Origin of the sequence: Ruminococcus sp. NATIVEDY161, from assembly GCF_045819895.1 — a bacterium.
Classification (GTDB): Bacteria; Bacillota; Clostridia; order Oscillospirales; family Acutalibacteraceae; genus Ruminococcoides.
Window position 1 is genome coordinate 1663266 of record NZ_CP162392.1, and the last position, 23967, is coordinate 1687232.

23 protein-coding genes are annotated in these 23967 nt (G+C 49.6%); 14 read left to right on the forward strand and 9 right to left on the reverse strand.

Annotated features, from left to right (window positions below; genetic code table 11):
• Nucleotides 1-273: 273 nt before the first annotated feature.
• The 3 genes from AB1I50_RS07925 to AB1I50_RS07935 all read left to right on the forward strand — a co-directional run bounded on the left by AB1I50_RS07925 (nt 274) and on the right by AB1I50_RS07935 (nt 2718).
• Nucleotides 274-672: a hypothetical protein gene (locus AB1I50_RS07925; protein ID WP_407723505.1), complete on the forward strand. Its 399-nt coding sequence runs from the start codon at nt 274-276 to the stop codon at nt 670-672.
• Between the two features lie 187 nt (nt 673-859).
• Nucleotides 860-1690, forward strand: a complete 831-nt coding sequence (locus AB1I50_RS07930; RefSeq protein WP_407723506.1) for a hypothetical protein — start codon at nt 860-862, stop codon at nt 1688-1690.
• A 155-nt stretch (nt 1691-1845) separates the two neighbouring features.
• The gene (locus tag AB1I50_RS07935) at nt 1846-2718 is read left to right on the forward strand and encodes a class C sortase (RefSeq protein WP_407723507.1); all 873 of its coding nucleotides are present in this window, start codon (nt 1846-1848) and stop codon (nt 2716-2718) included.
• Nucleotides 2719-2755: 37 nt separating this feature from the next.
• Here AB1I50_RS07935 and AB1I50_RS07940 read toward each other — a convergent pair whose 3' ends face one another.
• Genes AB1I50_RS07940 through AB1I50_RS07950 form a run of 3 tightly spaced genes read right to left on the reverse strand, consistent with a single transcriptional unit; the run spans nt 2756 to nt 5934 of the window.
• The gene (locus AB1I50_RS07940; RefSeq protein ID WP_407723508.1) at nt 2756-3385 is read right to left on the reverse strand and encodes a glycerol-3-phosphate acyltransferase; all 630 of its coding nucleotides are present in this window, start codon (nt 3383-3385) and stop codon (nt 2756-2758) included.
• On the reverse strand, nt 3382-4269 hold the full coding sequence (locus AB1I50_RS07945; protein ID WP_407723509.1) for a DegV family protein: 888 nt from the start codon (nt 4267-4269) through the stop codon (nt 3382-3384). The genes AB1I50_RS07940 and AB1I50_RS07945 overlap by 4 nt, the downstream gene beginning before the upstream one ends.
• Before the next feature lie 12 nt (nt 4270-4281).
• On the reverse strand, nt 4282-5934 hold the full coding sequence (locus AB1I50_RS07950) for a DAK2 domain-containing protein (RefSeq protein WP_407723510.1): 1653 nt from the start codon (nt 5932-5934) through the stop codon (nt 4282-4284).
• A 222-nt stretch (nt 5935-6156) separates the two neighbouring features.
• Between AB1I50_RS07950 and AB1I50_RS07955 the strand changes: the two genes are divergently transcribed.
• Nucleotides 6157-6975, forward strand: a complete 819-nt coding sequence (locus tag AB1I50_RS07955; RefSeq protein WP_407723511.1) for a YARHG domain-containing protein — start codon at nt 6157-6159, stop codon at nt 6973-6975.
• Between the two features lie 365 nt (nt 6976-7340).
• Here AB1I50_RS07955 and AB1I50_RS07960 read toward each other — a convergent pair whose 3' ends face one another.
• From AB1I50_RS07960 to AB1I50_RS07980, 5 genes are read right to left on the reverse strand one after another with little or no spacing between them, the layout of a single operon-like run.
• Nucleotides 7341-8276 carry a CobW family GTP-binding protein gene (locus tag AB1I50_RS07960; RefSeq protein WP_407723512.1) on the reverse strand — a complete coding sequence of 312 codons (936 nt, stop codon included), beginning with the start codon at nt 8274-8276 and terminating at the stop codon, nt 7341-7343.
• A gap of 12 nt (nt 8277-8288) precedes the next feature.
• Nucleotides 8289-8852, reverse strand: coding sequence for a manganese efflux pump MntP (locus tag AB1I50_RS07965; RefSeq protein ID WP_407723513.1), 564 nt, complete (start codon nt 8850-8852; stop codon nt 8289-8291).
• Between the two features lie 15 nt (nt 8853-8867).
• The gene (locus AB1I50_RS07970; RefSeq protein WP_407723514.1) at nt 8868-9197 is read right to left on the reverse strand and encodes a branched-chain amino acid transporter permease; all 330 of its coding nucleotides are present in this window, start codon (nt 9195-9197) and stop codon (nt 8868-8870) included.
• Entirely contained in the window at nt 9190-9909 is a 720-nt protein-coding gene (locus tag AB1I50_RS07975) for an AzlC family ABC transporter permease (RefSeq protein WP_407723515.1), read from the reverse strand. Before AB1I50_RS07975 ends, AB1I50_RS07970 begins: the two co-directional genes overlap by 8 nt.
• Nucleotides 9910-9955: 46 nt before the next feature.
• On the reverse strand, nt 9956-10657 hold the full coding sequence (locus AB1I50_RS07980; protein WP_407723516.1) for a Crp/Fnr family transcriptional regulator: 702 nt from the start codon (nt 10655-10657) through the stop codon (nt 9956-9958).
• 180 nt (nt 10658-10837) lie between these two features.
• Here AB1I50_RS07980 and rsxC point away from each other — a divergent pair, with 180 nt between their 5' ends.
• From rsxC to AB1I50_RS08010, 6 genes are read left to right on the forward strand one after another with little or no spacing between them, the layout of a single operon-like run.
• Nucleotides 10838-12145, forward strand: a complete 1308-nt coding sequence (gene rsxC, locus AB1I50_RS07985) for an electron transport complex subunit RsxC (protein WP_407723517.1) — start codon at nt 10838-10840, stop codon at nt 12143-12145.
• Nucleotides 12145-13080 carry an RnfABCDGE type electron transport complex subunit D gene (locus AB1I50_RS07990; RefSeq protein WP_407723518.1) on the forward strand — a complete coding sequence of 312 codons (936 nt, stop codon included), beginning with the start codon at nt 12145-12147 and terminating at the stop codon, nt 13078-13080. Before rsxC ends, AB1I50_RS07990 begins: the two co-directional genes overlap by 1 nt.
• Nucleotides 13077-13598 carry an RnfABCDGE type electron transport complex subunit G gene (locus AB1I50_RS07995; protein WP_407723519.1) on the forward strand — a complete coding sequence of 174 codons (522 nt, stop codon included), beginning with the start codon at nt 13077-13079 and terminating at the stop codon, nt 13596-13598. The genes AB1I50_RS07990 and AB1I50_RS07995 overlap by 4 nt, the downstream gene beginning before the upstream one ends.
• On the forward strand, nt 13599-14288 hold the full coding sequence (gene rsxE, locus AB1I50_RS08000) for an electron transport complex subunit RsxE (RefSeq protein WP_407723520.1): 690 nt from the start codon (nt 13599-13601) through the stop codon (nt 14286-14288). It abuts the gene before it with no gap.
• Entirely contained in the window at nt 14281-14898 is a 618-nt protein-coding gene (locus tag AB1I50_RS08005) for an electron transport complex protein RnfA (protein ID WP_407723521.1), read from the forward strand. The genes rsxE and AB1I50_RS08005 overlap by 8 nt, the downstream gene beginning before the upstream one ends.
• Before the next feature lie 14 nt (nt 14899-14912).
• Entirely contained in the window at nt 14913-15749 is an 837-nt protein-coding gene (locus AB1I50_RS08010) for an RnfABCDGE type electron transport complex subunit B (RefSeq protein ID WP_407723522.1), read from the forward strand.
• Nucleotides 15750-16004: 255 nt separating this feature from the next.
• Here the strand turns inward: AB1I50_RS08010 and AB1I50_RS08015 are convergent, their stop codons facing one another.
• Entirely contained in the window at nt 16005-17213 is a 1209-nt protein-coding gene (locus AB1I50_RS08015) for an acetate/propionate family kinase (RefSeq protein WP_407723523.1), read from the reverse strand.
• Between the two features lie 169 nt (nt 17214-17382).
• Between AB1I50_RS08015 and AB1I50_RS08020 the strand changes: the two genes are divergently transcribed.
• The 4 genes from AB1I50_RS08020 to AB1I50_RS08035 all read left to right on the forward strand — a co-directional run bounded on the left by AB1I50_RS08020 (nt 17383) and on the right by AB1I50_RS08035 (nt 23798).
• Nucleotides 17383-18531, forward strand: coding sequence for a tRNA(Met) cytidine acetate ligase (locus AB1I50_RS08020; protein ID WP_407723524.1), 1149 nt, complete (start codon nt 17383-17385; stop codon nt 18529-18531).
• Nucleotides 18532-18696: 165 nt separating this feature from the next.
• A complete protein-coding gene (gene glgB / locus AB1I50_RS08025; RefSeq protein ID WP_407723525.1) occupies nt 18697-20748 on the forward strand; it encodes a 1,4-alpha-glucan branching protein GlgB in 2052 nt (683 codons plus the stop codon).
• A gap of 439 nt (nt 20749-21187) precedes the next feature.
• A complete protein-coding gene (locus AB1I50_RS08030; protein ID WP_407723526.1) occupies nt 21188-22903 on the forward strand; it encodes a hypothetical protein in 1716 nt (571 codons plus the stop codon).
• Between the two features lie 10 nt (nt 22904-22913).
• Nucleotides 22914-23798 carry a patatin-like phospholipase family protein gene (locus AB1I50_RS08035; protein WP_407723527.1) on the forward strand — a complete coding sequence of 295 codons (885 nt, stop codon included), beginning with the start codon at nt 22914-22916 and terminating at the stop codon, nt 23796-23798.
• Nucleotides 23799-23967: the final 169 nt, after the last annotated feature.

Sequence of the window (23967 nt, forward strand, 5' to 3'; positions counted from 1 at the left end):
AACCGCCTGTTATTATACTATTATATGTGCTTTGCCTATGCACAGCCTATTATAGCATTATAAAAACCTTTTTGCAAGTGATATTGCAGTATTCTCAGACAATAATTGCAGAATGGCTGAATTATTGTTCTTTTACGGAAATATAACGTAGATTTTGAATTACAACGCCGCCGTTCCGTCATTTTTGTATAAGACATTAACTCTATTGACTTATATTGGCGAAAATGGTAAAATAGTGTAATATTAACAAATTTTAGATATCAGGTGAAGTTTATGGTAAAAACAGCTTGTTCGGCGGCATTACTTACGCTGTGCCTTGTTTTCGGACTAATGCTTTTCTCGGGCTGCGGCGATAACGCGCAAAACAATGAAATTGTCGGCAAGTGGGTACCTGCTACCGCGACGATTAACGGCGAGACGGTGCAGTTTGGAGAGCTCAACACCGACAGCGACAAATTCGGATTTGTGTTTGAATCCAACGGAAGCTGCGAAATCACTATAGCCGGAACAAAAAACAGCGGCACATACACCTTTAACGAGACCTCGGTTGATGTTGAGTACGGCGGAAAGAGCGAAAAGCTCAGATATTCCGACGGAATGTTAACGCTGAACTTCAACTACAACAACGAAACCACATCTTTTGTTTTCACCAAGGCGACGGAGACGAATTGAATTATAGCAATATTTCAAGGGACAGGATTTTTTGCCTGTCTCTTTTTTTAACTAAAATTATCACTAATTTAGGCACTTGCCATAATATTATGTACAAATTACAAAATTTTCATATAATTCTTCTTTGTTTCTCCTTGACAAAAAAGCAACATAGATTTATGAGATATAAGGAAAAATAATCATTCTGGTGAATTCTGCCCCTGCGGCAGTCCCTGCCACTTGGGCATTATTTGCCGAAATGGCTGACTTTGCCAAATTGACTATTCTTCGAAACGCAATTTTCGCAAAGCGCGTAAAAAAGCGGTGCAGTGTGCTTACACCGTGCGCTTGGGCGGAAAAATCTAATGAAAGGAAGATGGTAATTATAAACAAACATTCACTCACCAAGCGTCATACGGCTAAAAGGAAAAGCTCGTTTTTGAGAACCTTGTCGATGCTGCTGGCTCTGCTGATGATGTTGTCTATCTCAATTGTGGGTATTCCGACAGCTTCGGCAAAGGATGAATCCGCCTTTGTTGACAATGAGTGTATCTACATTGACGTTTCGCAGGCTTTAAGCGGCGGCGGTCATTGGGATGATGCAAGCGCCGAGTTAAGAGTATTTACATACTACAACGACTCCGACGATGCAAACTACTGTCACGAGTTTGAAGAAAACTTTGCAAACAACGGTTGGTTTACGGGTTCTAATGTTCTGCAAAAAGGTATTTTAGCGGACAAGTTTGCGGATCATATTTACAGGTTCCGTATCCCGAGCGATAAGATCAGCCATGTTCGCATTGCCAGAACAAACCCGGGCGCTTCAAAGGTTTGGAACGTATCCAAATATATGTGGGATAACCAGAGAAGTAAGACCGCAGGCAGCAAGTCCAACTGCATTAAGATTACCGACTGGGGCGAAGGCTATAACTATGACAATAATACATGGTCCGGTAATGCCAATAATGCATCTTGGGTATCGTTTGCTCCTACAAATAACGCGAGCTTCAACTCAAAGACAGCTCAACGACGGTATTAAGAACGTTTACGCACTTAAAAACGCGGATCAGTTCAACTTTACAAGCAACGCGCTCAACGGCAAGAGCTATACTTACGCTCACTGTCAGTACAACAGTAAACGTTGCCGAGAGCTTCCCGAGCGATAACGTCTTTACCTACGGCAAAACCTCGTGGGTGGTTGTCGATACTAACGACAACAACTCGGTAGTTGCACAGAGTGCTGCTACGGCAACTCAGTCGCTTAACTCATCGTTTGTTTTCAAGACAAACAAGACGGGCACATTCGACCCGACCAAGTTAAAGCTCACTTATACAAATACCCCCGACAAAGCAAACGCTGTTATCAAGAAAAACGTTATTGATTCAAACAGTATAGATGTTTCGGACAGCAAGTCCTTTACCGCTACGGGTGCTACACAAACCATTACCAACAAGCAGCCCGATTCCGGAGAGGTTGACAGCGAGGGCTATGTTATTGACGGCGACGGCAACCGCACCTCGGATTCCCCGGTGATTTTTGAGTATGATTTGAACGCCCTCCACCGCGACAGCGTCGCTTATAACAAGGGGCTGATTAACCACCAAGGCACGGTTGATACCAGCGACTACACCAAGGCAGCGCTCAAAATGAGTGATTACGGACTGTCAAATTTTTACTGCTACCTTAGTATTCCGAGCATAGATATGTACCTTCCGGTTTACCTCGGCGCGAACGACGATATGATGAGCTGCGGCGCGGCTCACCTCGCCGGAACCTCGCTGCCGGTTGATATGAACGACACAAACGTTGCCCTTGCAGGTCACACCGGCTACATCGGCAGAATTTTCTTCGACCATATCCGTGAGCTCGACATCGGTGACACCGTGACGATTCACAATTACTGGGAGACCATCAACTACAAGGTAATCGACTACAAGGTTGTCGCTCCCGACAACCCCAACGATATTTTTATCAAGGACGGCAGACAAATGCTAACCCTCATAACCTGCATTAAAAGCAAGGGCGAGGGATTTGACAGATATTTAGTAATTTGTGAGAAAAAATAAAGGGCGGTAATCCGCCCGTAAAAAAAGAGCTGATTTCTCAGCTCTTTTTGCTTTTTAAACTGAATTTACTTTCCGTGCCTTTCGCAAGCTTCTTAAAGTTCGGGTAGTGCCTGAGTATTATGAGCAGAGCCGCGGCAATCGCCATAAGCTCAACCCAAATGTTTGAAGGCCCTAAAAACGCCAGCGCAACCGGGCAGAATGCCGCCGCCGAGCACGAGGCTACCGACATATATTTTGTCGTGAACAAAATGATGAAGAACAGCGCCATTGCCATCAAGGTTATACGCCAGTCAACAAACCAAATCGTCGCAAATCCCGTGATGAACGCCTTGCCGCCCTTGAACTTATACCATACGGGGAAGCAGTGGCCTATCATACAGAACAAGCCCGAAAACTGAGCTCCGAACTGCCACATTCCGAACATCTGCTGCATAATCAGCGCGGTCAAAAAGACAGGAAGAACAGTCTTAAGAATGTCGATTACCAACACCATCCACGTCACAATACCGTTGCCGTAGGTGCGCTTAAAGTTCGTAAAGCCCGGGTTGTTACTGCCGAATTCCCTGATGTCCTGCTTGTAAACGAGCTTTGAAAGTATTATCGCGCCGTTGAGACCGCCCAAAAGGTAGGAAACAACTGCCGAAATACAGAGAATTAATACCATCATGCCTGATCAAACCTGCTTACGTCCTTGCCCCATGAGAAGATTGCGATTGCGTCAGCGCCGATTGAAGCGCCGATAATAGGTCCGATGTAGCCGAGAATAATGTTTGCCTCGGGGAGCTTTTCCTTGAGCATCTGCACAACTTCCTCAGCCTCGTCAAGGCAGTCCGCGTGAGCTACGAGAATATCCTGATTCTCGTCCTCAATCGCGTCGGCGGTGAGGTTTACAATCTCCTCGAGCGAGTTAAATCTTCCCTTAACCTTCTTAATAGGCACGTTGTTGCCAACGCTGTCGGAAATAATAATCGGCTTTACACCAAGCAGATTGCCGAAAAACGCCGACGAGCCGGTAACTCTGCCTGCTGCCTTAAGCGCGTTAAGGTTGTGAACGGTAACAAACTGGTTAACTTTGTTTCGCGCGGCCTCGGTCTGAGCGACAACCTCTTCAAAGCTGAGCCCTTCATCTCTGAGCTTAGCCGCCTTAATAGCGACTTGGCCTTCGCCCATGCTGGCGTTGAGCGAGTCAACGCTCGCGATTTTAGCGTCGGGATAATCCTTCAACAGCTCCTCGGCAACAACCTTTCCGGTGTTTACCGAGCCGGAGCATTTGCCCGAGCAGGCGATGTACACAATGTCAAAGCCCTCGTCAAGCCACTGCTTGAAGAAGGTTTCAAAGGTAGGCGCGGGCACCTGAGTGGTTGTCACGCGGTTGCCGTCGCGGATCGTATCGTATAAATCCTGCGGAGAAAAGTACTCCCAGTCAAGGCTTGCAGGGGTTTCAACGCCGTCCCTAACGGTGTTCATCTGCAAATAATCAATATTGTACTTTTCGCGCAATTCTTTTGTAAGGTCTGAGCATGAGTCTGTTACAACTTTAATCGGTCTCATCGTAAATCTCCTTTATTCAAGAATAATTATATAATCGTAAATCGGCTGTCCGCCGTCAATCATAACAATTTCGGTTCTGCGGTAGGCTTTTCTGAGCTCCTTGTAAATCTCGTCGGCTTCAGCCTTGGGAACGTCCTCGCCTACGATGACGAGCATAATGTCGTAGCGCTTGGCGCCAAGCTTTTCGGTCAGCCCGAACGCTGCCGCCTTGCGGTTTTGGTCGTCGATGTAAATTTTATCCTCGACAAAGCCTACGTAGTCGTCCTTTTTAATCTCCACGCCGTCCATCTCGGTATCGCGAACCGCCTTTGACACCATTCCGGTGACAACGCCTGCGATAATCTCCTTTTGCTCGGCAATGATAGTATCAATATCGTTCGAGGTTGTGTCGAGCATTGAAATCGCCGCGTAACCTTCACCGATTGTCTTGCTCGGAATAATGTGAACATCCGCGTCCTTATACAGCGCCGCAGCCTGATTTGCCGCCATAATAATGTTGCCGTTGTTCGGGAAAACAAAAATGATATCTGCGTTAACCTCCTCGAACGCCTCAATCAAATCCTCTGTCGAGGGGTTCATACTCTGTCCGCCGTCAACAACACAGTCGCAGCCGAGGGAGAGGAAGGTGTCCTTAATTCCGTCGCCTGTCGCAACGCTGACAATGCCGTACTTTTTATGCGGCTTTTTCGGCTTGGGCTCAAACTGCTTTTGAGCGTGAGTTTCGTTGTGCTGAAGCGTCATATTCTCAATCTTCATCGTGAGGAACTCACCGAACTGCTGAACGTAGTTAAACACGTCGCCGGGCTTTTTGGTGTGAACGTGAACCTTCACGATAGTGCCCTCGCGGAAAGCGACAACCGAATCGCCCACGCTGTTGAGCCAGCTTATGAGCGCGTCGATGTCAAAGGAGTCGATATCGATTTTCGCCTTTTGCAGTCTGAGCAAAAACTCGGTGCAGTAGCCGAATTCGAGCACACTGTCCTCGGTAAAGGCGTTGAGGTCGATGTTCTTTCTCGCGGAAAGCGGCTGTGCTCCCTCATTGAGAATTTCGCCGCCGATAGCCTTTTTCATACCCTCTGCAATGTAGATAAAGCCTGCGCCACCGCTGTCGACAACGCCTGCCTCTTTAAGCACCGCAAGCAAGTCGGGAGTTCTGTCGAGCGAGCGCTTGAGCTCCCAGAGCAGGTCGTTAAAGTAGTCGTCAAAGCTGCTGCCGTTTGTAACGCGGCTGTTGGCGTAGCGCACGCCGTCCTTGTAAACCGTGAGGATTGTGCCCTCAACGGGTACGGAAACCGCTCCGTAAGCCTCTTTGACTCCGCTTTCCATCGCCTTTGAAAACATCGGAACGTTAACGCTGTCCTTGTCCTTAAGTCCCTTGGCGATACCTGCGAAAATTCTCGAAAGAATAACGCCGGAGTTGCCCCTTGCGCCGAGCAGCATACCGCCTGCGGCTCTGTCGGCAATCTTAAAAATAGAAGTTTCGCTCTCGTCGGTCAAATGAGCCGCGCCCGAGTCGATTGTCATAAACATATTGTCGCCCGTGTCGCCGTCCGGAATCGGAAAGACGTTAAGGTCGTTGACAAGCTTTATATTATCGCTTAATTCCGCCGCTCCGCTCTTAATCATATTTGCGTACAGCGCGCCGTCCATTAATTTAGTGCTCATAGTACCTTCCTGTTCTTTAGAGTTATATTCGCAACCAAATGACATTATAACATAACATAGTGAAATAATCTACATTTTTTGATAAAATTTTTCTATGCAATTAATTCCGTATGTTCAACCGCGAGCCGTTTTCCGCTCAGTCAGCACAAAAGCCTCGTTTTTCGATAACTATTGACTTTTTTTGCGCTAACGTATAAAATTTAACTGTTAGGATGTGGTGTTGTGAGCAAGCAAAACAGCGTTGACATATATTCATCAAAGAAAAAGGGAAAAAAGGGCAAGATAGCCGCGGTTATCATTATAATCGTGCTCGTGCTCGCGGCAGCCGCTGCGGCGTGGGTATGGTTTTTTAACCGCGATTTAATAAAAGACTTTCTTCCGCAGGAGGAAACCCGGCCGACTACGGTTGAGGAAGTCACCACCGCCGTGCCCACAACAGCCGAGGTCACTACCGAGCCCGAGACCGTGGCGTTTGTCGAAGTGCCCTACGTTCACGGCTACTACGTCAAGGACGCATATTATAAGCTCAACGACGCCGGACTGCGCTACACAATCGTTCGCGAGTACAGCGACGAGGTTCATCTCGATTACGTAATCAGCCAGGAGCCCGAGGCAGGGGAGACAATCCGTCAGGACGAGCGCGTTATTCTGCACGTTTCAAAGGGCTACGACAACCAGCCTGCCGCAACGGTAGCGCCTGCCGAGCCGCTCTCGACCGAGCCGACAAAGGCTGACGGCGAAAAAGAGGACAAAAAGAAAACCGGCGGAACTTACATTCTCGACGGCTCGGATAAACGCATAATTTCAAGGAGCGAGGTCACGGGACTTGACAACAACGAAATGACGCTCGCGCTAAATGAAATTTTCGCAAGGCACGGCAGAAAGTTCAATACGCCGAGTATTCAGGCGTATTTTGACAAGCAAAGCTGGTACAAGGGCACAATCTCCGCGGCTGATTTTGACGAGGACGTGCTCAGCGCGGTAGAACGCACCAACGTAAACACAATCCTCTCGGTTATGGAGGAGAAGGGATATAGGTAGAGTTGAAAGTTGAAAATTGAAAGTTGAAAGTTAATGGTGGGCTTCGCCCACACCCAATTTAAAGCCTCCCCCGTTCAAAAACGGGAAATTCCCCTGTCAGGGGAAATGTCACGAAGTGACAAAAGGGTTGCCGTTTTCGCTAGAAAAAGGTGGCATTTTTGCTTGCAAAAATGACGGAGGGGGCAGACGTTTCCGATAGCGTCAACATTTCCTTAACACCGTAGGGGCGGACCCATGTGTCCGCCCGGGGAACGTGAACCGTGTTAATCACACAATCCGTTTTAATCGCGATAAACAAACGTGTAATTCAGCACACAAAATACAAACGGCTGATAACAAAAATATATAATTACGGATTATCCGCATTATCCACACAAAATCTCCGTAATCTTATCCTTATTCAAATTCTCACCGATGACGATTACGATGTTCTGTCCGTTGTCAATCGGACTGAGGGTTATGCTGCCGCGCACGGCGTTTAGCTCAAGCCATTTTCCGCTGTCACTTACAAAGCCCTTCGCGCGGAAAATTCCGCCTGCCCCGTCAGTTTCAAACAGCGCTTTAACCCTCTGTTCAAGCTGTTCGGGAGAAAGAGACAGCTCCATAAAATACAGCGATTTAAAGCCTGAGTCGTCGGTCGTTTCGAGCTTTGTAAAGTCGGGGGAGGAGTAACCGCAGTTTTCGATTTCCTCATAGTCGCTGTCAGCCAGCTTGTCCCAGTCCTTTGCCGTGACGCTTTTTTCGTCAAACCTGCGGCGGCTGCCAAAGTTCTGCAAAACCGCGTTAATCAGCGCGGTTGTTTTTTGTGCGGCAGCTTCATTTGTAAGCTGGGTTTTGCTCAGCACCAGCCTGCCGGCAACGCACGCCTGAGAAGCCAAGAGATACTCCGCGCTCTTTGAGAGCTCCGTGCTTAAATTCACGTCCGCAACGGCGATAACGCTGCCGATTTGATACCACCTGTCGAGCGGTTCTTCGTACAGCGAATCGAAAAATTCGTCCACGTCAAAAACCCCCGACGGCTCAATCAGCACGCGGTCGCAGCCGCTCATGGCAAGCGCAATCAGCTTTGTTTTGAACCGCCTTTGGTGGCAGTCCCTGTCGCACGCGCCTGCGACGGACTCAATTCCGCAGTTATCTCCCTCAAGCTCAGAGAGCAGCATTGTGTCAACGTTTACCGCGCCGTAGTCGTTCACCAAAATTCCGATTTTCTGCCCCTTGCCGATAAGGTAACGGGCGTATTTTTTTATAAAGGTCGTTTTACCGCTTCCCAAAAAGCCGGTAATCAAATCTATTTTTATCATATTTCACCTTAATCAACCGCCAAAGAAAAGATGTTCTATCAAAATTTTTGTTCCAATCACTATCAGCGCAATTCCGCCGGCAAGCTCTGCCTTTGACTTGTACTTTGCGCCGAAAACGTTGCCGATTTTTACCCCGGCGGCGGAAAAGCCGAAGGTGATAACGCCGATTGTCAGCGCCGCGATAACGATGTTCACGTTCAAAAACGCGAACGTCACGCCCACCGCGAGAGCGTCAATGCTCGTCGCAATAGCGAGCGGAAGCATAACCTTAAGCGAGAACGAATCGTTTATGTCGTTATCGTCCTTTTTGAAGGACTCGCGAATCATATTCACGCCGATAAGCGCAAGCAGTGCAAACGCAATCCAGTGGTCTACGCTCTTTATAAGGCTCTCAAACTGCCTGCCGAGCAGCCAGCCGATAACCGGCATAAGCGCCTGAAATCCGCCGAAGTACAGCCCTGCGGTAACGCTCTGACCTTTGCGGTATTTCCTCACCGAAAGTCCCTTGCATATTGACACGGCAAACGCATCCATCGCAAGTCCTGCCGCAAGTATAATTAACTCAATAACCGACACAAAATCACCTTTTTATCAGAATACAAGCTGCACCAGCACCATATAAAACGCAACGCCTGCAAAAACGCTGAGCAAAGTGTTCCTGCGCCAGATGTGCAGACCTGCCACAAGCGCGCCTGCGAGCAGCTCGGGAATACAGTAGGGGTACTTGAAGAACGACACATCCTTAAAGCAGTAAACCACAAGCATTCCGATAACAGCATATGGCAGAACAGTGCCTAAATATGTAACAACCTTAGGTCTTTTTCTTCCCTCGGGAAAGCACAAAAACGGCAAAAACCTCACGAACATCGTGACCGCCGCCATTACCGCGACCAAAATAAGCGAATATTTGGTATCAATCACCGCTCTGCGCCTCCTCTCCGCCGGAAGCGCCGGTTTTGTCGAGCTTCTTCCTGAATATTACAAGCTCAAACGCAATCAGCACCATAGCCGGAATAATAAACAAATCCGCGCCGAAAATCACAAGGCATACAATTGTCGTTACAACGCCGAGAATTACCGGCAAATGCTCCTTTGTGCTGAGCCACTGCTCAACCATAATTACGATGAACAGCGCGGTCATCGAGTAGCCGATGCCCTCGTTTGAAAACGGCAAAATCTCACCGAGCACTGCGCCGAGCGTACAGCCGGTTATCCAGTAGCAGTGGTCGAGCGCGGTTAAAAACAAATAGTATTTTTTGCGGTCAATGCTGTCGTCAAGCTCCGCCGAGCATACGATAGAGTATGTTTCGTCGGTAAGCCCGAAGATTAAGTACGGCTTAAACCATCCCGTGCCCTTGTACTTGTCGAGCAGCGAAAAGCCGTAGAAAAAGTGCCTTGCGTTTATAATGAACGTCATTACCGCGGTCGTGACGATAGAAGCGCCGCTTGCCAAAAAGTCAACGCCTGCGTACTGTCCCGAGCCTGCAAACATTGTACAGCTCATAAGGATTGCCCACCAAAAGCTGTAGCCCTTGCTCTGCAAGAGTACGCCGAAGCCCACTCCGAGCGCAAGATAGCCTGCCAGCACCGGAAGGCTGTCCTTGAAAGCTCTTTTAAAAGTTCTCTTTATCATAAATACCTGCCTGAATTTTTGCAATATAACCTGCCGTGACGGCGGATTACTTAAAATAATTTTCGTCTAATATTATAAAGTGATTTTTGTTAAAGTCAATGACTTTTTCCCTTTTAAGCTCTCCGAGCGAGCGTGAAAGCGACGCGCGGTCAACCGCGAGGTAGCCTGCCAAATCCTCGCGCGACAGCGGAATATCAAACCTATTGCTGTGTGCCTGCTCGCTGCAAAAGCCGAGGTACTTTATAATCTTGTCCCTGATACTGCGCTGGGTAAGGCAGTACATCCGCTTTGACAGATGGTCAAACAGTCCGCGCTGTGAGTGTATCAGGTTTACGAGCATTTTTTGCTGAATTACGGCGATTTTTTCGTCAGTGACAAACAGCGAGTCGGGGTCAATCAGTATAACCTCGCTGTCGTCCCTCGCTTCAATCTCGACAAGCGCGTTGCGATAGTCGAGGATAGAGTACAGCGAGCCGCTGCTCTCGCCCTCGGTAATGCTCTTAATCAGCGTTTTGTTGCCCTCAATGTCGGTACTGCTTATCAGCACGTCGCCCGACACCACAACGCTTATCATATACGAGTAGCTTTTGTCGAGCGTGACAATCTGCCCTGCCTCGAGCGAGATATAGTACGGCTTTGCGCACTGTATAAAGGTGTAAATTTCGCTGTCCGAAAGCCCCGAAAACAAAATTTTGTCGTGGAGCTGGGAAAAATGCTTTGCCTTAATATTTTCAAGATAACGTTTCATATCAAATCTACCTAAAATCCAATAATCAGAGATACCATACTATTCTACCACTAAAACTTTGCATTTGCAACATATAATACCAAAACGAATTTAATAAATCCTATTGGAAAAACTCAAAAAATGTGATATGATATTTTATATATGGCATTTTATCTGTCATCTATAAATGGAGGAATATTAATGAAGCTACACGGAATTAAAGTGCCTCATAAAAAGAATACGGCAAACTGCGTTCCTGTCAGGCTCAGCGTGCCCGAAACGGTGCGAATTCCGATGTCAATGCACATCGGCAAGCCGGCAAAGGTTGCGGTTAAGCGCGGAGATACGGTAAAGGTCGGCCAGCTCATAGGCGAGGCTGACGGTTTTATATCCGCCCCTGTTCACTCGAGCGTTTCGGGAACCGTCGCGAAAATCGAGGAAATGACGCTTTCAAACGGCGCCAAAGGTCAGTGCGTTGTAATTGATACCGACGGCGAGCAGGCTGTTTTTGAGGGCGTAAAGCCGCCGGAGGTTCATGACTTGGACAGCTTTACCGAGGCGGTAAGGCAGAGCGGCGCGGTCGGACTCGGCGGAGCGGGCTTTCCTACCTTTGTAAAGCTCAGCGTAAAGGATTTGAGCAAGCTCGACGCGGTTGTTATCAACGCCGCGGAGTGCGAGCCGTACATAACCTCGGACACGCGCACAATGCTCGATAAGAGCGGCGACATTATGAGCGGAATCGAAGCGGTAAAAAAATATTTACATCCCAACCGCTTTATTATCGGAATAGAGAAGAACAAGCCCGGGGCGATTAAGAAAATGCAGGAGCTTGCCTCGCAGAGCGAAGGCGTAGAGGTGAAGGTTCTGCCGTCGTCCTACCCTCAGGGCGGCGAAAAGGTGCTTGTTTTCAACACCGTCGGAAAAATCATCCCCAAGGGCGGACTGCCGCTTGACGTAGGCGTTATCGTTATCAACGTAACCACGCTCGCGTTTATCGGCAATTACCTTAAAACGGGTATGCCGCTTGTAAACAAGTGCGTAACCGTTGACGGCTCGGCGGTAAAAGAGCCTAAGAATGTTATCGCGCCGATCGGTATGTCGATTGCAGATGTGCTCGAGCAATCGGGCGGAACAAAAAGCGAGGTAGCAAAGGCGCTCTACGGCGGACCGATGATGGGACTTGCCGTGCCGTCGCTCGATTCACCTATTTTAAAAAACACCAACGCAATTACCGCGATGGATATAAAGGAAGCAACTCCCCCAAAGACCACGCCCTGCATACGCTGCGGAGCGTGCCTTAACCACTGTCCGTTAAGGCTTGACCCGAGGGAGATTGCTCGCGCCTACAAGCTCGGCTCTGTCGAGGATTTGCAGACCTTGCACGTTGACCTGTGTATGGAGTGCGGCTGCTGCTCGTACATCTGTCCGGCTCACCGTCCGCTTGTGCAGACAAACAAGCTTGCAAAGGCGCTGTTAAGGGTTAATCAGGCTAAAAAGGAGGGCAAGTGATGAATAAGTTGATTTCATCGGTGTCGCCGCATTTTCACACGCCGCGCACCTCTCAAGGGATTATGCTCGACGTAATCATCGCGCTCTGCCCTGCGGCGATAGCCTCGGTAATTATTTTCGGCTGGCGCTCAATGCTCGTAATCGGCGTTTGCGTTCTCACCTGCGTGCTCTCGGAGTATCTCTTTGAAAAGCTCTGCAAGCGTGAAAACACAATTTCAGACTTTTCGGCGGTTGTAACGGGAATTTTACTTGCGTTCAACCTGCCTGTGACCATACCGGTTTGGCAGGCGGTAATCGGCAGCGTTGCCGCGATTATCGTCGTAAAACAGCTCTTCGGCGGAATCGGCCAGAACTTCGCCAACCCTGCCATCACCGCGAGAATTATTATGCTTGTGGCGTTCTCCGGAACAATGACAAAATGGGTTTCACCGTCGGGATTTTTCACCGACGTTGACGCGATTGCTTCGGCAACGCCCTTGGCGGCTGAGGCAAAGGGTGCGGCAATGCCGTCGTACTTAGATTTGTTCCTCGGCAACCACGGCGGCTCTCTCGGAGAAACCTGCGCCTTGGCGCTTATCATCGGCGGAATTTATTTGCTGATTAAGCGTGTTATAAGCTGGCACACGCCCGTGGCGTTCCTCGGAACCGTCGCGGTAATGTCGCTTATCTGCGGCAAGGATGTGCTCGGTCAGCTTCTCTCGGGCGGACTAATGCTCGCGGCGTTCTTTATGGCGACCGACTACGCGACAACGCCGTCCACAAAGTGGGGCAAAATCATCTTCGGCATCGGCTGCGGACTTATCACAATTTTAATCCGCTTCTGGGGCAACTACCCCGAGGGCGTAAGCTACTCAATTTTGATTATGAATATTTTAACGCCGTATATCTCCAAGCTGACGCGCTCAAAGCCCTTGATTGGGGGTGGTAAGCAGTGAAGGATATAATCAAGCCGATTGCGGTGCTCGCCGGAATCTGTTTGGTAGTAACCGCAGTGCTCGCTTACATCAACCTCGTAACCTCGCCAATTATCTCCGCGGCTGAGGAAGCGGCTGCCGAGCAGGCAAAAATGGAGGTTATGCCCGGGGCGAAAAGCTTTGAAGCCGTAAGCATTGAGCTCCCCGAGGGCGTGACCGAGGCGTATATCGCTGACAACGGCGGATATGTGTTTATGCTCAGCACAAAGGGCTACGGCGGAGAAATCAAGCTTATCTGCGGCGTTAACGCCGACGGAAGCGTTGCCGGAATTTCGACGCTTTCGCACAAGGAGACGAGCGGAATCGGCTCGAAGGTTGTTGAGGACAACTCGGGCTACCGCGAAAACTTCTACGGAAAAACCGCTGACAATTATTCGGAGGTTGACGCCGTGACGGGCGCGACAATCTCATCAAAGGCATACAAAAAGGCGCTTGACGGCGCATTTGAGGCGTATGAGCTTGCAAAGGAGGCGAAGTAATTGAACACACTGCAAAATTTTTCAAAGGGTTTGATTAAGGAAAACCCTGTTCTGGTGCTTGTTCTGGGAACCTGCCCTACGCTCGCCACCTCGACGAGCGTTACTAACGCACTCGGAATGGGCGCGGCGGCAACGGTGGTTCTGCTCTGCTCAAACATCGTAATCTCCGCTCTGCGCAAGATTATCCCCGACAAGGTTCGTATTCCGTGCTACATCGTGCTGATTGCAGGCTTCGTAACCGCGGTTCAAATGCTCGTAAAGGCGTTTGCTCCGGCGCTCGACAAATCGCTCGGAATTTACCTGCCGCTCATCGTTGTAAACTGCATTATCCTCGGCAGAGCCGAGATGTTCGCGAACAAAAACAAGGTGTTCGATTCCGCCGTTGACGGTCTCGGAATGGGCGCAGGCTTTACGCTGGCGCTTGTGCTGATGGCGACAGTCCGCGAGGTTTTCGGCAACGGCACGTTTATGGGAATGTCAATTCCGGTGCTCAGCGACAACCACATTTCAATTCTTACAATGGCGCCCGGAGGCTTCTTTGTATTCGGTCTGCTGATTGCGGCGGTCAATAAGTTCTCCGCAAATAAGCCCAAGAAAAAGGAATTCGGCTGCGCAGGCTGTCCCTCGGCGGAAATCTGCGGAAAAGTAAGCTGCAACCCGCCTGCAAAGGAGGCTGCCGCTAATGACTAAGCTTATCATCATACTGCTCTCAGCGGTATTCATCAACAACTATGTGCTGTCGCGGTTTTTGGGGATTTGTCCGTTTTTGGGCGTTTCAAAAAAGCTCGACTCCGCAACGGGTATGAGCCTTGCGGTGATCTTCGTAATGCTGCTCTCGACGGCTGTTACCTACCCGATTCAGTTCTATCTGCTCGAGCCCAACAACCTCGGCTTTTTGCAGACAATCGTATTTATCCTCGTAATCGCCGCGCTGGTTCAGCTTGTGGAAATCATATTAAAGCGCTATATTCCGTCGCTGCACAAGAGCCTCGGCGTGTATTTGCCGCTTATCACCACAAACTGCGCGGTTCTCGGCGTTACAATCCTCAACGTTCAGGATTACCCCGTTACCGAGACGACAACCTTCTGGTGGGGCTTTGCACAGTCGATGGTTAACTCGCTCGGCAGCGGCTTGGGATTTTTCCTCGCTATGGTAATGTTCTCGGGAGTGCGCTCGGTAATCGAGGGCAGCGACGTTCCCAAGAGCTTTAAAGGCCTGCCGGTTACTTTGGTAGCGGCGGCAATCACCTCTCTCTCGTTTCTCGGCTTCGGCGGAGTTATCGAGAACCTGTTTGCGTAAGGGAGGTGCGGTAAATGACTGAAATTTTAACGGCGGTAATCCCCGTCGTGATTATCGGCGTAATCTGCGCCGCGGTGCTCGTTGTCGCCTCAAAAATTATGGCGGTCAAGGAGGACGAGCGGTTCCCGAAGGTTAGGGAATGTTTGCCCGGAGCCAACTGCGGAGCCTGCGGCTATGCAGGCTGCGACGGCTACGCAAAGGCGCTCTGCGAGGACGGCAGCGTGCCGACAAACCTCTGTATTCCCGGCGCCGACGGTGTTGCAAAACAGCTCAGCGAGGTTTTGGGCGTGGAGTTTGAGGACGTTGTTGAGCAGGTGGCGGTTGTTCACTGCTCGGGCGACTGCGAACATACTCAGGATAAGGTTGAGTATCAGGGAATCGAAACCTGCGCCGCCGCAAAGCTTTTGTACGGCGGAAAGGGCAGCTGCACCTACGGCTGTCTGGGCTTGGGCGACTGCCAAAGGGCTTGTCCGCACGGCGCGATTTGCATTGAAAACGGAATCGCGCGGATCAATACGCGCCAGTGTATCGGCTGCGGAGTTTGCGCCAAGGCTTGCCCGAACCATTTGATTTCGCTCGTCGCCGACGTAGAGCGCGTCGTTGTGGAATGTTCCAATAAGGACAAGGGCGTCGAGACGCGCAAGGTCTGCTCGCGTGGCTGTATCGGCTGCAAAAAGTGCGAGCGCGCCTGTCCGTTAGGCGCAATTACTGTTCAGCACAATGTTGCCGTTATCGACTACGAAAAGTGCAACGACTGCCCCGATTTCGGTATCTGCGCAAGGGTCTGCACAACAGGCTGTATCGTTCAGACGGATTTGAACGGTATGCACAGGTTTAATACTAATACCTAATAAAAAGTAGACAATCTTTGCGGACTATTTTCCGCAATACTGCGTTGTTGTCCTTGCAAGGCGCCAGCCTTGCGGCGTCCTCCGCCTTGTCTTGCGAAAAATATCTTCGCAAAATATAAGTCTACTTTCTATCAGGAATTAGTTTAAGCAATAATAAAATATCCCCGAAGCGGAATAATCATCTGCTTCGGGGATTTTTGCGCAAAAAAGACCGCCTTGCCGATAAAAAGCAAGGCGGTGATTTATTATGTTAAATTACAGGCTCTCAACAATAGCCTTTGTATCTCTCGCGATAACCATTTCCTCGTCGGTAGCGATAAGCTCAACGCGGATTTTGGAATCGTCGGTGGTCAGCTTGCCCTGTCTGCCGTGGATCGTGGCGTTGTTAACGTCCTTGTCAAGCTTAACGCCGAGGCACTCGAGGTAGTTGCAAACGCCTTCTCTAAGGCAAGGCTGGTTTTCGCCCAAGCCTGCGGTGAATACAATAGCGTCGCAGCCGCCGAGAGCTACGTAAAAGCTGCCGATGTACTGCGCGATCTGGTAGTAGAGCATCTGGTGAGCAAGAGCCGCTCTGTGGTTGCCCTCTTTTTCAGCCGCGGTAACGTCGCGGTCGTCGGACGAAATGCCCGAAACACCCAAAAGACCTGACTTTTTGTTGAGCAGGTCGGACATCTCAGCCGCGGTAAAGCCCTCTTTCTCAGCGATAAAGGTAACAACCGAGGGGTCGAGCGAGCCTGAGCGTGTGCCCATCATAAAGCCGCCCAGCGGAGTAAGTCCCATTGTGGTGTCAATAACCTTGCCGCCGTCGATAGCGGTGATTGACGAACCGTTGCCGATGTGGCAGGTAATAATTTTTAAATCCTCAATCGGCTTGCCCATAATCTCAGCCATCTTTGCGCTTACATAGCGGTGCGATGTGCCGTGGAAGCCGTATTTTCTAACGCCGAGCTTCTCGTAATACTCATAGGGAACGGCGTACATATATGCCTTTTCGGGCATTGTCTGGTGGAACGCGGTATCAAAAACAGCTACCTGCGGAACGTCCTTGCCGAAAACCTCGGTGCAGGCGTTGATACCCTGGATGTGGGCAGGGTTGTGCAGGGGTGCAAGGGGAGAGAGCTCCTCGATTTTGCCGAGAACGTCGGCGTCGATAAGAACGGAATGATCAAAGTAAGCGCCGCCCTGTACTATGCGGTGGCCGATTGCGGCAACCTCGCTCAAATCCTTGATTGCGCCGTACTCGGGGTCGATAAGAGCGTTCTTAACAGCCTCAAATGCCTGAGTGTGGTTCTTCATCTCGGTTTTGCGTTCAATCTTCTGACCGTCGTCGGTCTTAAAGCCGATAAACGCACCGTCCGTGCCGATTCTTTCGCAGTTGCCCTTAGCCAGTACGCTCTCGTCTGTCATATCAATAAGCTGATACTTAAGCGACGAGCTTCCGGCGTTGATAACTAAAACTTTCATTTAATTCATCCCTTCATTTTGTTGATTTACGAACAATCATATTGTATAATTATTACAAATACACTATACTATGATACATTATTATATCGGTGTTTTCAAGAGTTTTTTGCAAGAAAATGCAAATTTTATCACTTTTTTATCATAGAATTAAGGTCGGAGGGGCTGTTTTATGGCGGTTGCGGTCATTTGCGAATTCAATCCTTTTCACAACGGACACCGTTTTTTGCTCGGCAAAGCAAAGGAGCTGACGGGAGAACCGGTGCTCGCCGTGATGAGCGGAAGCTTTACCCAGCGCGGCGAGGTTGCGCTCTGCTCAAAGTTCGAGCGTGCGGAGGCGGCGCTTAAAAGCGGCGTTGATTTAGTTGCCGAGCTGCCTGCCGTATACGCAGTTTCCTGCGCGGAGAGGTTCGCGCGCGGCGGAGTGAATATTTCAAAAATGTTCGGCTGTGTAAATTACCTCGCCTTCGGCTGTGAGGACGACGATATAGATTTGCTTAAAACCGCCGCATTCGCAGGGGAAAATCCCGAGGTAAACGCGATAATCGCTGAGCAGATGAACAGCGGCAGCTACTACCCTAAAGCGTATGAATATGCAGTCAGGCAGGTTTGCGGCGGCGAGGTTGCAGATGTGCTGACAAAGCCTAACAACATCCTCGCGGTTGAGTACATCAGGGCGCTTAGGGGCACTGACATTAAGCCCTTGCCGATTAAAAGAGCAGGCGCGGAGCACGACAGCGACGGCGCCGACGGTATCTACGCCAGCGCTTCATATATCAGAAAGCTGCTCAGGAGCGGCGAAGGCGCGGACGGGCTTTTGCCTTATGTTCCGAGTGAGATTACCTACCCCGAAAAGCTCGACAGAGCGCTGCTTTACAAGCTGAGGAATATGAACGCCGAACAGCTCAGGGCACTTCCCGAGGTGGGCGAGGGGCTTGAAAACCGCATTTTGTCAGCGGCGAGGAAGTTCGGCACGGCTGAGGAAGTCATTGGCGAGGTCAAGACAAAGCGCTATACGCGCTCAAGGATTTGCAGAATTCTGACCTGCGCTCTGCTCGGCATTACAGAGGAGCTTCAAACAAAAACCGCGGACTATGCGCGCGTGCTCGGTTTTACGGACGAAGGCGGGAAAATGCTTAAAGCCTGTATCGGAAAGGTCATCACCTCGGCGGCTAAGGCTGAGGATTTAGGTTCGGATACCGCAGAGCTTTTGGCGGCTGACATTCGCGCAACCGACACCGCCGCGCTTGCTTATGAAAAGGTAAAGCCCTGCGGAGCTGACTACCTCACAAAAATTATCAAGTCAAATAGTGCAAAATAACGAAAAAATCAGTTAAATTTCCTGTTTTGCCCAAAATTATTTACAGAAATTCCAAAAATCCTCTTGTATATTTGTTAAAATGTATTATAATAATATTAATAGTAAATTGGAAAACTATTTAATAAATAGAGAGATTTACCTATAACACAAGAAAAGAGGTATAGTATGGCATATTCACTTAATGACACCAGACCTCCCCTTGAACAATTCCTGCAGGGAGAGTCAACAAGAGCTTATGAATTTTTAGGTTCGCACTTTGTAACCTGGGACAACCGCGGCGGCGTTGTTTTCAGAGTTTGGGCGCCTAACGCAAAGTCGGTTTCCGTAGTAGGTGATTTTAACGACTGGAACCCCGACGCAAACTATATGTACCGTATTTCCGACTCGGGAGTATGGGAGCTGTTTATTGAGGGAGTTTGGGAGTTTGCGTGCTATAAATACTGTGTAGAAACACCGTGGAACGACCGCCTTATGAAGACCGATCCCTACGCCTTCCACTGCGAGACCCGTCCCGACAACGCCTCGCGCGTTTACTACATCGACGGCTACGAGTGGAACGACAGCGAATGGTATGACTATAAAAAGGAGCATCCGCACCATAAGCAGCCTATCAACGTTTATGAGATGAACGCAGGCTCATGGCGCAAGTTTGAGGACGGCAACCAGTTCAGCTACCGCAAGCTGGCTGACGAGCTCGTGCCCTACGTTAAAGAGATGGGCTACACCCACATTGAGTTTATGCCGCTTACCGAGTATCCGTTTGACGGAAGCTGGGGCTATCAGGTTACAGGCTACTTTGCCGCTACCTCGCGTTACGGCGAGCCCAAGGACTTGATGTACCTTATCGACCGCTGCCACCAGGAGGGCATCGGCGTTATCCTCGACTGGGTTCCTGCTCACTTCCCCAAGGACGCTCACGGTCTCGGCCGCTTTGACGGCACAGGCTGCTATGAGTATGAGGACTGGAGAATCGGTGAGCACAAGGAGTGGGGCACATACATCTTCAACTACGGCCGTTACGAGGTAACAAGCTTCCTCGTTTCTTCCGCTATGTTCTGGATTGAGAAGTACCATATCGACGGCATCCGCGTTGACGCCGTTGCCTCAATGCTTTACCTCGACTACAACCGTAAGGACGGCGAGTGGATTGCCAACGCTTACGGCGGACGTGAGAACCTCGTTGCCGTTGACTTTATCCAGAAGCTCAACAACGTTGTTCATATGTTCCATCCCGACGTAATGATGATTGCTGAGGAAAGCACAGCTTGGCCGAGCGTTACACGCTACCCGATCGAGGGCCTCGGACTCGGCTTTGACTATAAGTGGAACATGGGCTGGATGAACGATATGCTCAGCTACATCAGCCTTGATCCGCTGTGGAGAAATTACCACCACGACACGCTGACCTTCAGCATGGTTTATGCGTTCTCCGAGAACTTTATGCTGCCTATCTCGCACGACGAGGTAGTTTACGGCAAGGGCTCTCTTATCAATAAAATGCCCGGCGACTACGACCAGAAGTTCCAGGGTGTAAGGGGCTTTGTGTCATACATGATGGCTCACCCCGGCAAGAAGCTGATGTTTATGGGCAGCGAAATCGGCCAGTTTGACGAATGGAACGCCAACGAGCAGCTCCAGTGGAATCTGTTAAGCTACGACAAGCACCGTCAGCTTAACGACTTCTTCAAGGCTGCCAATAAGTTCTACCGCGACACACCGGCTATGCACGAGAACGACTATGACTGGAACGGTTTCCAGTGGGTAGCTCTCGACGACTATCAGAACAGCGTTATCTCGTTCAGACGTATTGCCGAGGACGGCAGCGAAATCCTCTGCGTATGTAACTTCCAGCCCGTTACCCGTGAGAACTACCGCGTAGGCGTTCCGGTTTACGGCGTATATCAGGAGGTATTCAACTCCGAGGCTGAGGAGTTCGGCGGCACAGGAATCGGCAACCCCGGCGACATCAAGGCTAAGAACGAGAAGGATCACGAGCTCGATTATCACATTGTGCTTACACTTCCGCCGCTCGGCGTTTGCTACTATAAGCTCGTAAAGGAAATGCCCGTTCCCAAAAAGCGCGGCAGAAAAAAGAAAGCCGAAACCGCTCCCAAGGCAGAGGAAGTAAAGGCTGAGGAAACCAAGGCTGAGGAAGTTAAGACCGAAGAAGCCAAGGTAGAGGAAGCACCTGCCGAGGAAGCAAAAGCAGAGGCTTGATTTAACGATTAATAATTAACAATTAACAGTAGTGGCAGTCTTTCGGCTGCCGCTGCTTTTTTTGCAGAACACAGATTTAAAGCCTCCCCCCAACGCTTGTTTTCGGGGAATTCCCCTGTTAGGGAAATATTGTCAACTTAAGAGATTATTGCATACTTATCCTTGACATTGTAGGGGAGCACCTATGTGTGCTCCCGAGAGCGTTCAATTTAAGTTTTATGTCCTATCAAGTTTTTCAGCGTGAACAAACGTAAGGTTCTCGCGGGCGGACATTTCAGTCCGCCCCTACAAAAAACTAAGTTGACAACATTGCCCTAACGGAAACTTGCCCCTGCAAAAAAAGCAAATGAAGTCATTTTTTTACCGATTAATCTTGACATCGCGACGGCGCACTGCTATATTTAAAACAGTACAATACACTGCGGTAGAGGAAGATATTATGAAGCTAAGCAACAAAACTGCCAACATTATTTTAGCGCTGATTATAATAATCAGCCTGGGTATCAGCACGGCTTTTATGTTCACAAAGCAGGGCTATCACGAGGACGAGCTGTTGACCTACAACCTCGCTAACTCCTCAAAACAGCTCAATACCGAGGGCTGGAACTCGCCCGAGGACTTTAACGAATACCTCGCCGCGACCGAGCCGCACCTCTTTGATTACGCGCAGGTTTATCAAAACCAGATTATCGATGCATCGCATCCGCCGTTTTATTACGCGCTGGTGCACACGGTCTGCTCGTTGTTCCCAAATATGTTCAACAAGTGGCTCGCCTACGCCGTCAACCTGGTGATGATGACGATTTCGCTGATTTTGCTGTTCAATATCGGCAAGCGCGTCACGGACAACAACCTCTACGCGCTCATCGCGATAGGGGGGTATGCGTTCAGCATAGCGTGCATTACCACGACGATTTACCTGAGAATGTACGCCACCCTCACAATGTTTGTGCTGGCGTTTATCTACCTGACAATCAAGCTTTTCGACCGCGGCAGGTATGTCAAATTCTTCGAATTCATACCGCTTTTGCCGATCGTAATCCTCGGAATTTTAACGCAGTACTACTTCATAATGTGCGCCGGACTAACCGGACTTGTGTTCCTGATTTTGCAAATCAAGCGCAAAAACGCAAAGTCGCTTATATTATATATAATAACCGCCTTTATCGGCGCGGCAATCGCGCTGATTGTCTACCCGTTTATAATAGAAAACGTGCTCGGCGGCAACCGCGGACTCGGTTCGCTGAATATCTCGATTGACGCTATCACGATTGTGACGTATTTTGCGTACAAGCTCGGCACGTACATTCAGATTTTGGCAAAGGATTTGTTCCTCGGTCAGGCTTGGCTGCTCGGACTTTGCACGCTTTTGGCAATCGGTTTCGGAATTTTCTTCCGCTTTGTAAAGAAACGCAAGCTTCCGCCCAAATCGCTCTTTGTCGTTGTTCCGGGGCTGGCGTACTTCTTCATAATCGCAATGCTCTCGCCGTTCAACAGCGACCGCTACGTTATGGCGGCGCTTCCGCTGATTTCGATGATGTACATCTTCGCGTTCATCAGGATTTTCAGCCTTTTCAACAACAGCAAGGTCAGGGCGATTCTCCCCGTCAGCGTGATGCTTGCAAGCGCTCTCGGCTTTGTGTTTGTAACTCCGTACTACCTCTACGGCAAGACAAGCCTCTACAATCCGCAGACGAAAAACTGCCTGTTTGTCGGCACGGATATGCTCGAATGGAACAAGTGCATTGACAAGTTTATGCTCTATGAAGACACCATGATTGTTCAGACCTCGGATATGTCTCCGACTCTCGGTGCGGAGCTTGAGGACTTCGCAACTAAGCGCGGAGTAATTACCAACGGAAAAATCACCGCCTTTGCCGACGCTTATATGAACACCGGCAACTTTGACCAGACAAAGGCCGACAGCATTACGCGGATTTCAAAGGATTCCGAGCTTAAATCGCTCGACGAGGTTACGGTATATATCTCGCGCCTTGCGGACAAGCAAAAGGTGATTGACTACATCAAGCAGAACACTCAGCTCAAAAACGCTGAGCTGATTCAGGCTGACTACAGCTTTGACGAATTTTATAACTGGTACGACTATTTTGTAGAGACAGAATCCTATTGTAACGTTTACAGGTTCTACAAATAAGGGGGAAGTTATGGATAAATCTGACAGAAAAAATGCCTTCGGCGTTGCCTTTTCGGGAGGCGGCCTGCAAGGAATCGCCCATATCGGAGCGGTCAGGGCTTTGCACGAGCTCGGACTGTTTCCGCAGTATGTCTCTGGCACAAGCTCGGGCTCTGCTATGGCGGCGCTTGTTGCCATGGGCTGTAACGCGAGGGAGATGACCGACTTTGCCGAGCGTTACTGGGAGGTTCTGTCGGACTTCAGCCCGATTCCGATTGTCACCCAGCTTGCCACGCTTAAATTTAACAAAAAGACCGACAAGGACGGACTTAAGGACGGCGAGGTAATCTCGAACGTAATCCGCGAGGCGATGGATTCAAAGGGCATAATCGGCTTTGAAAATCTGCCGGTTAACCTCTCAATTTGCACAAACGACACCTACACCATGGACGAGTGCATTTTCACGACCGAAAAAGAGGACATCCATCGTGAGCATATCCACTATATCCACGGCGCTCCGCTCGAGCTCGCGGTCAGGGCGAGTATGACCTTCCCGGGAATTTACACCACCTGCAATTATAAGGGCTACAACTTTATCGACGGCGGCTCAAAGGACAACCTGCCGGTTCAGGTGCTAAAGGATATGGGCGTGGGCAAGGTGCTTGCCATCGGCTTTGATGTATCGGCGTATACGCCCGAAACCGGACTTGACGGACTGATGAAGGTCGTGTGGAGAGCGCTTGACCTCTATTCAATCGACAAAACGCGCGAGTCGATGAAGCTGGCGGACTACTGCGTGCAGATAAAAAACAGCAACACTGCGATTTTCTCAATGGAAAACTTCTCCCTCACAATCCAAGAAGGCTACGACTGCGTTATGGAGCATAAGGACGAGCTGGTAAGGTTGTTTAAGTAATAAGTAATAAGGAAAAATGCCTGCTTGAATGAAGCAGGCATTACTATTAAAGTACATTTAAAGCCTCCCCCGACACTCAAATATTGAGTTTCGGGGGAGGCTTAAAAATGGCGTGCAAATTAAAATTCCGCACAATATTGATTCATTCGGGAATCGGTTTATCAAATAA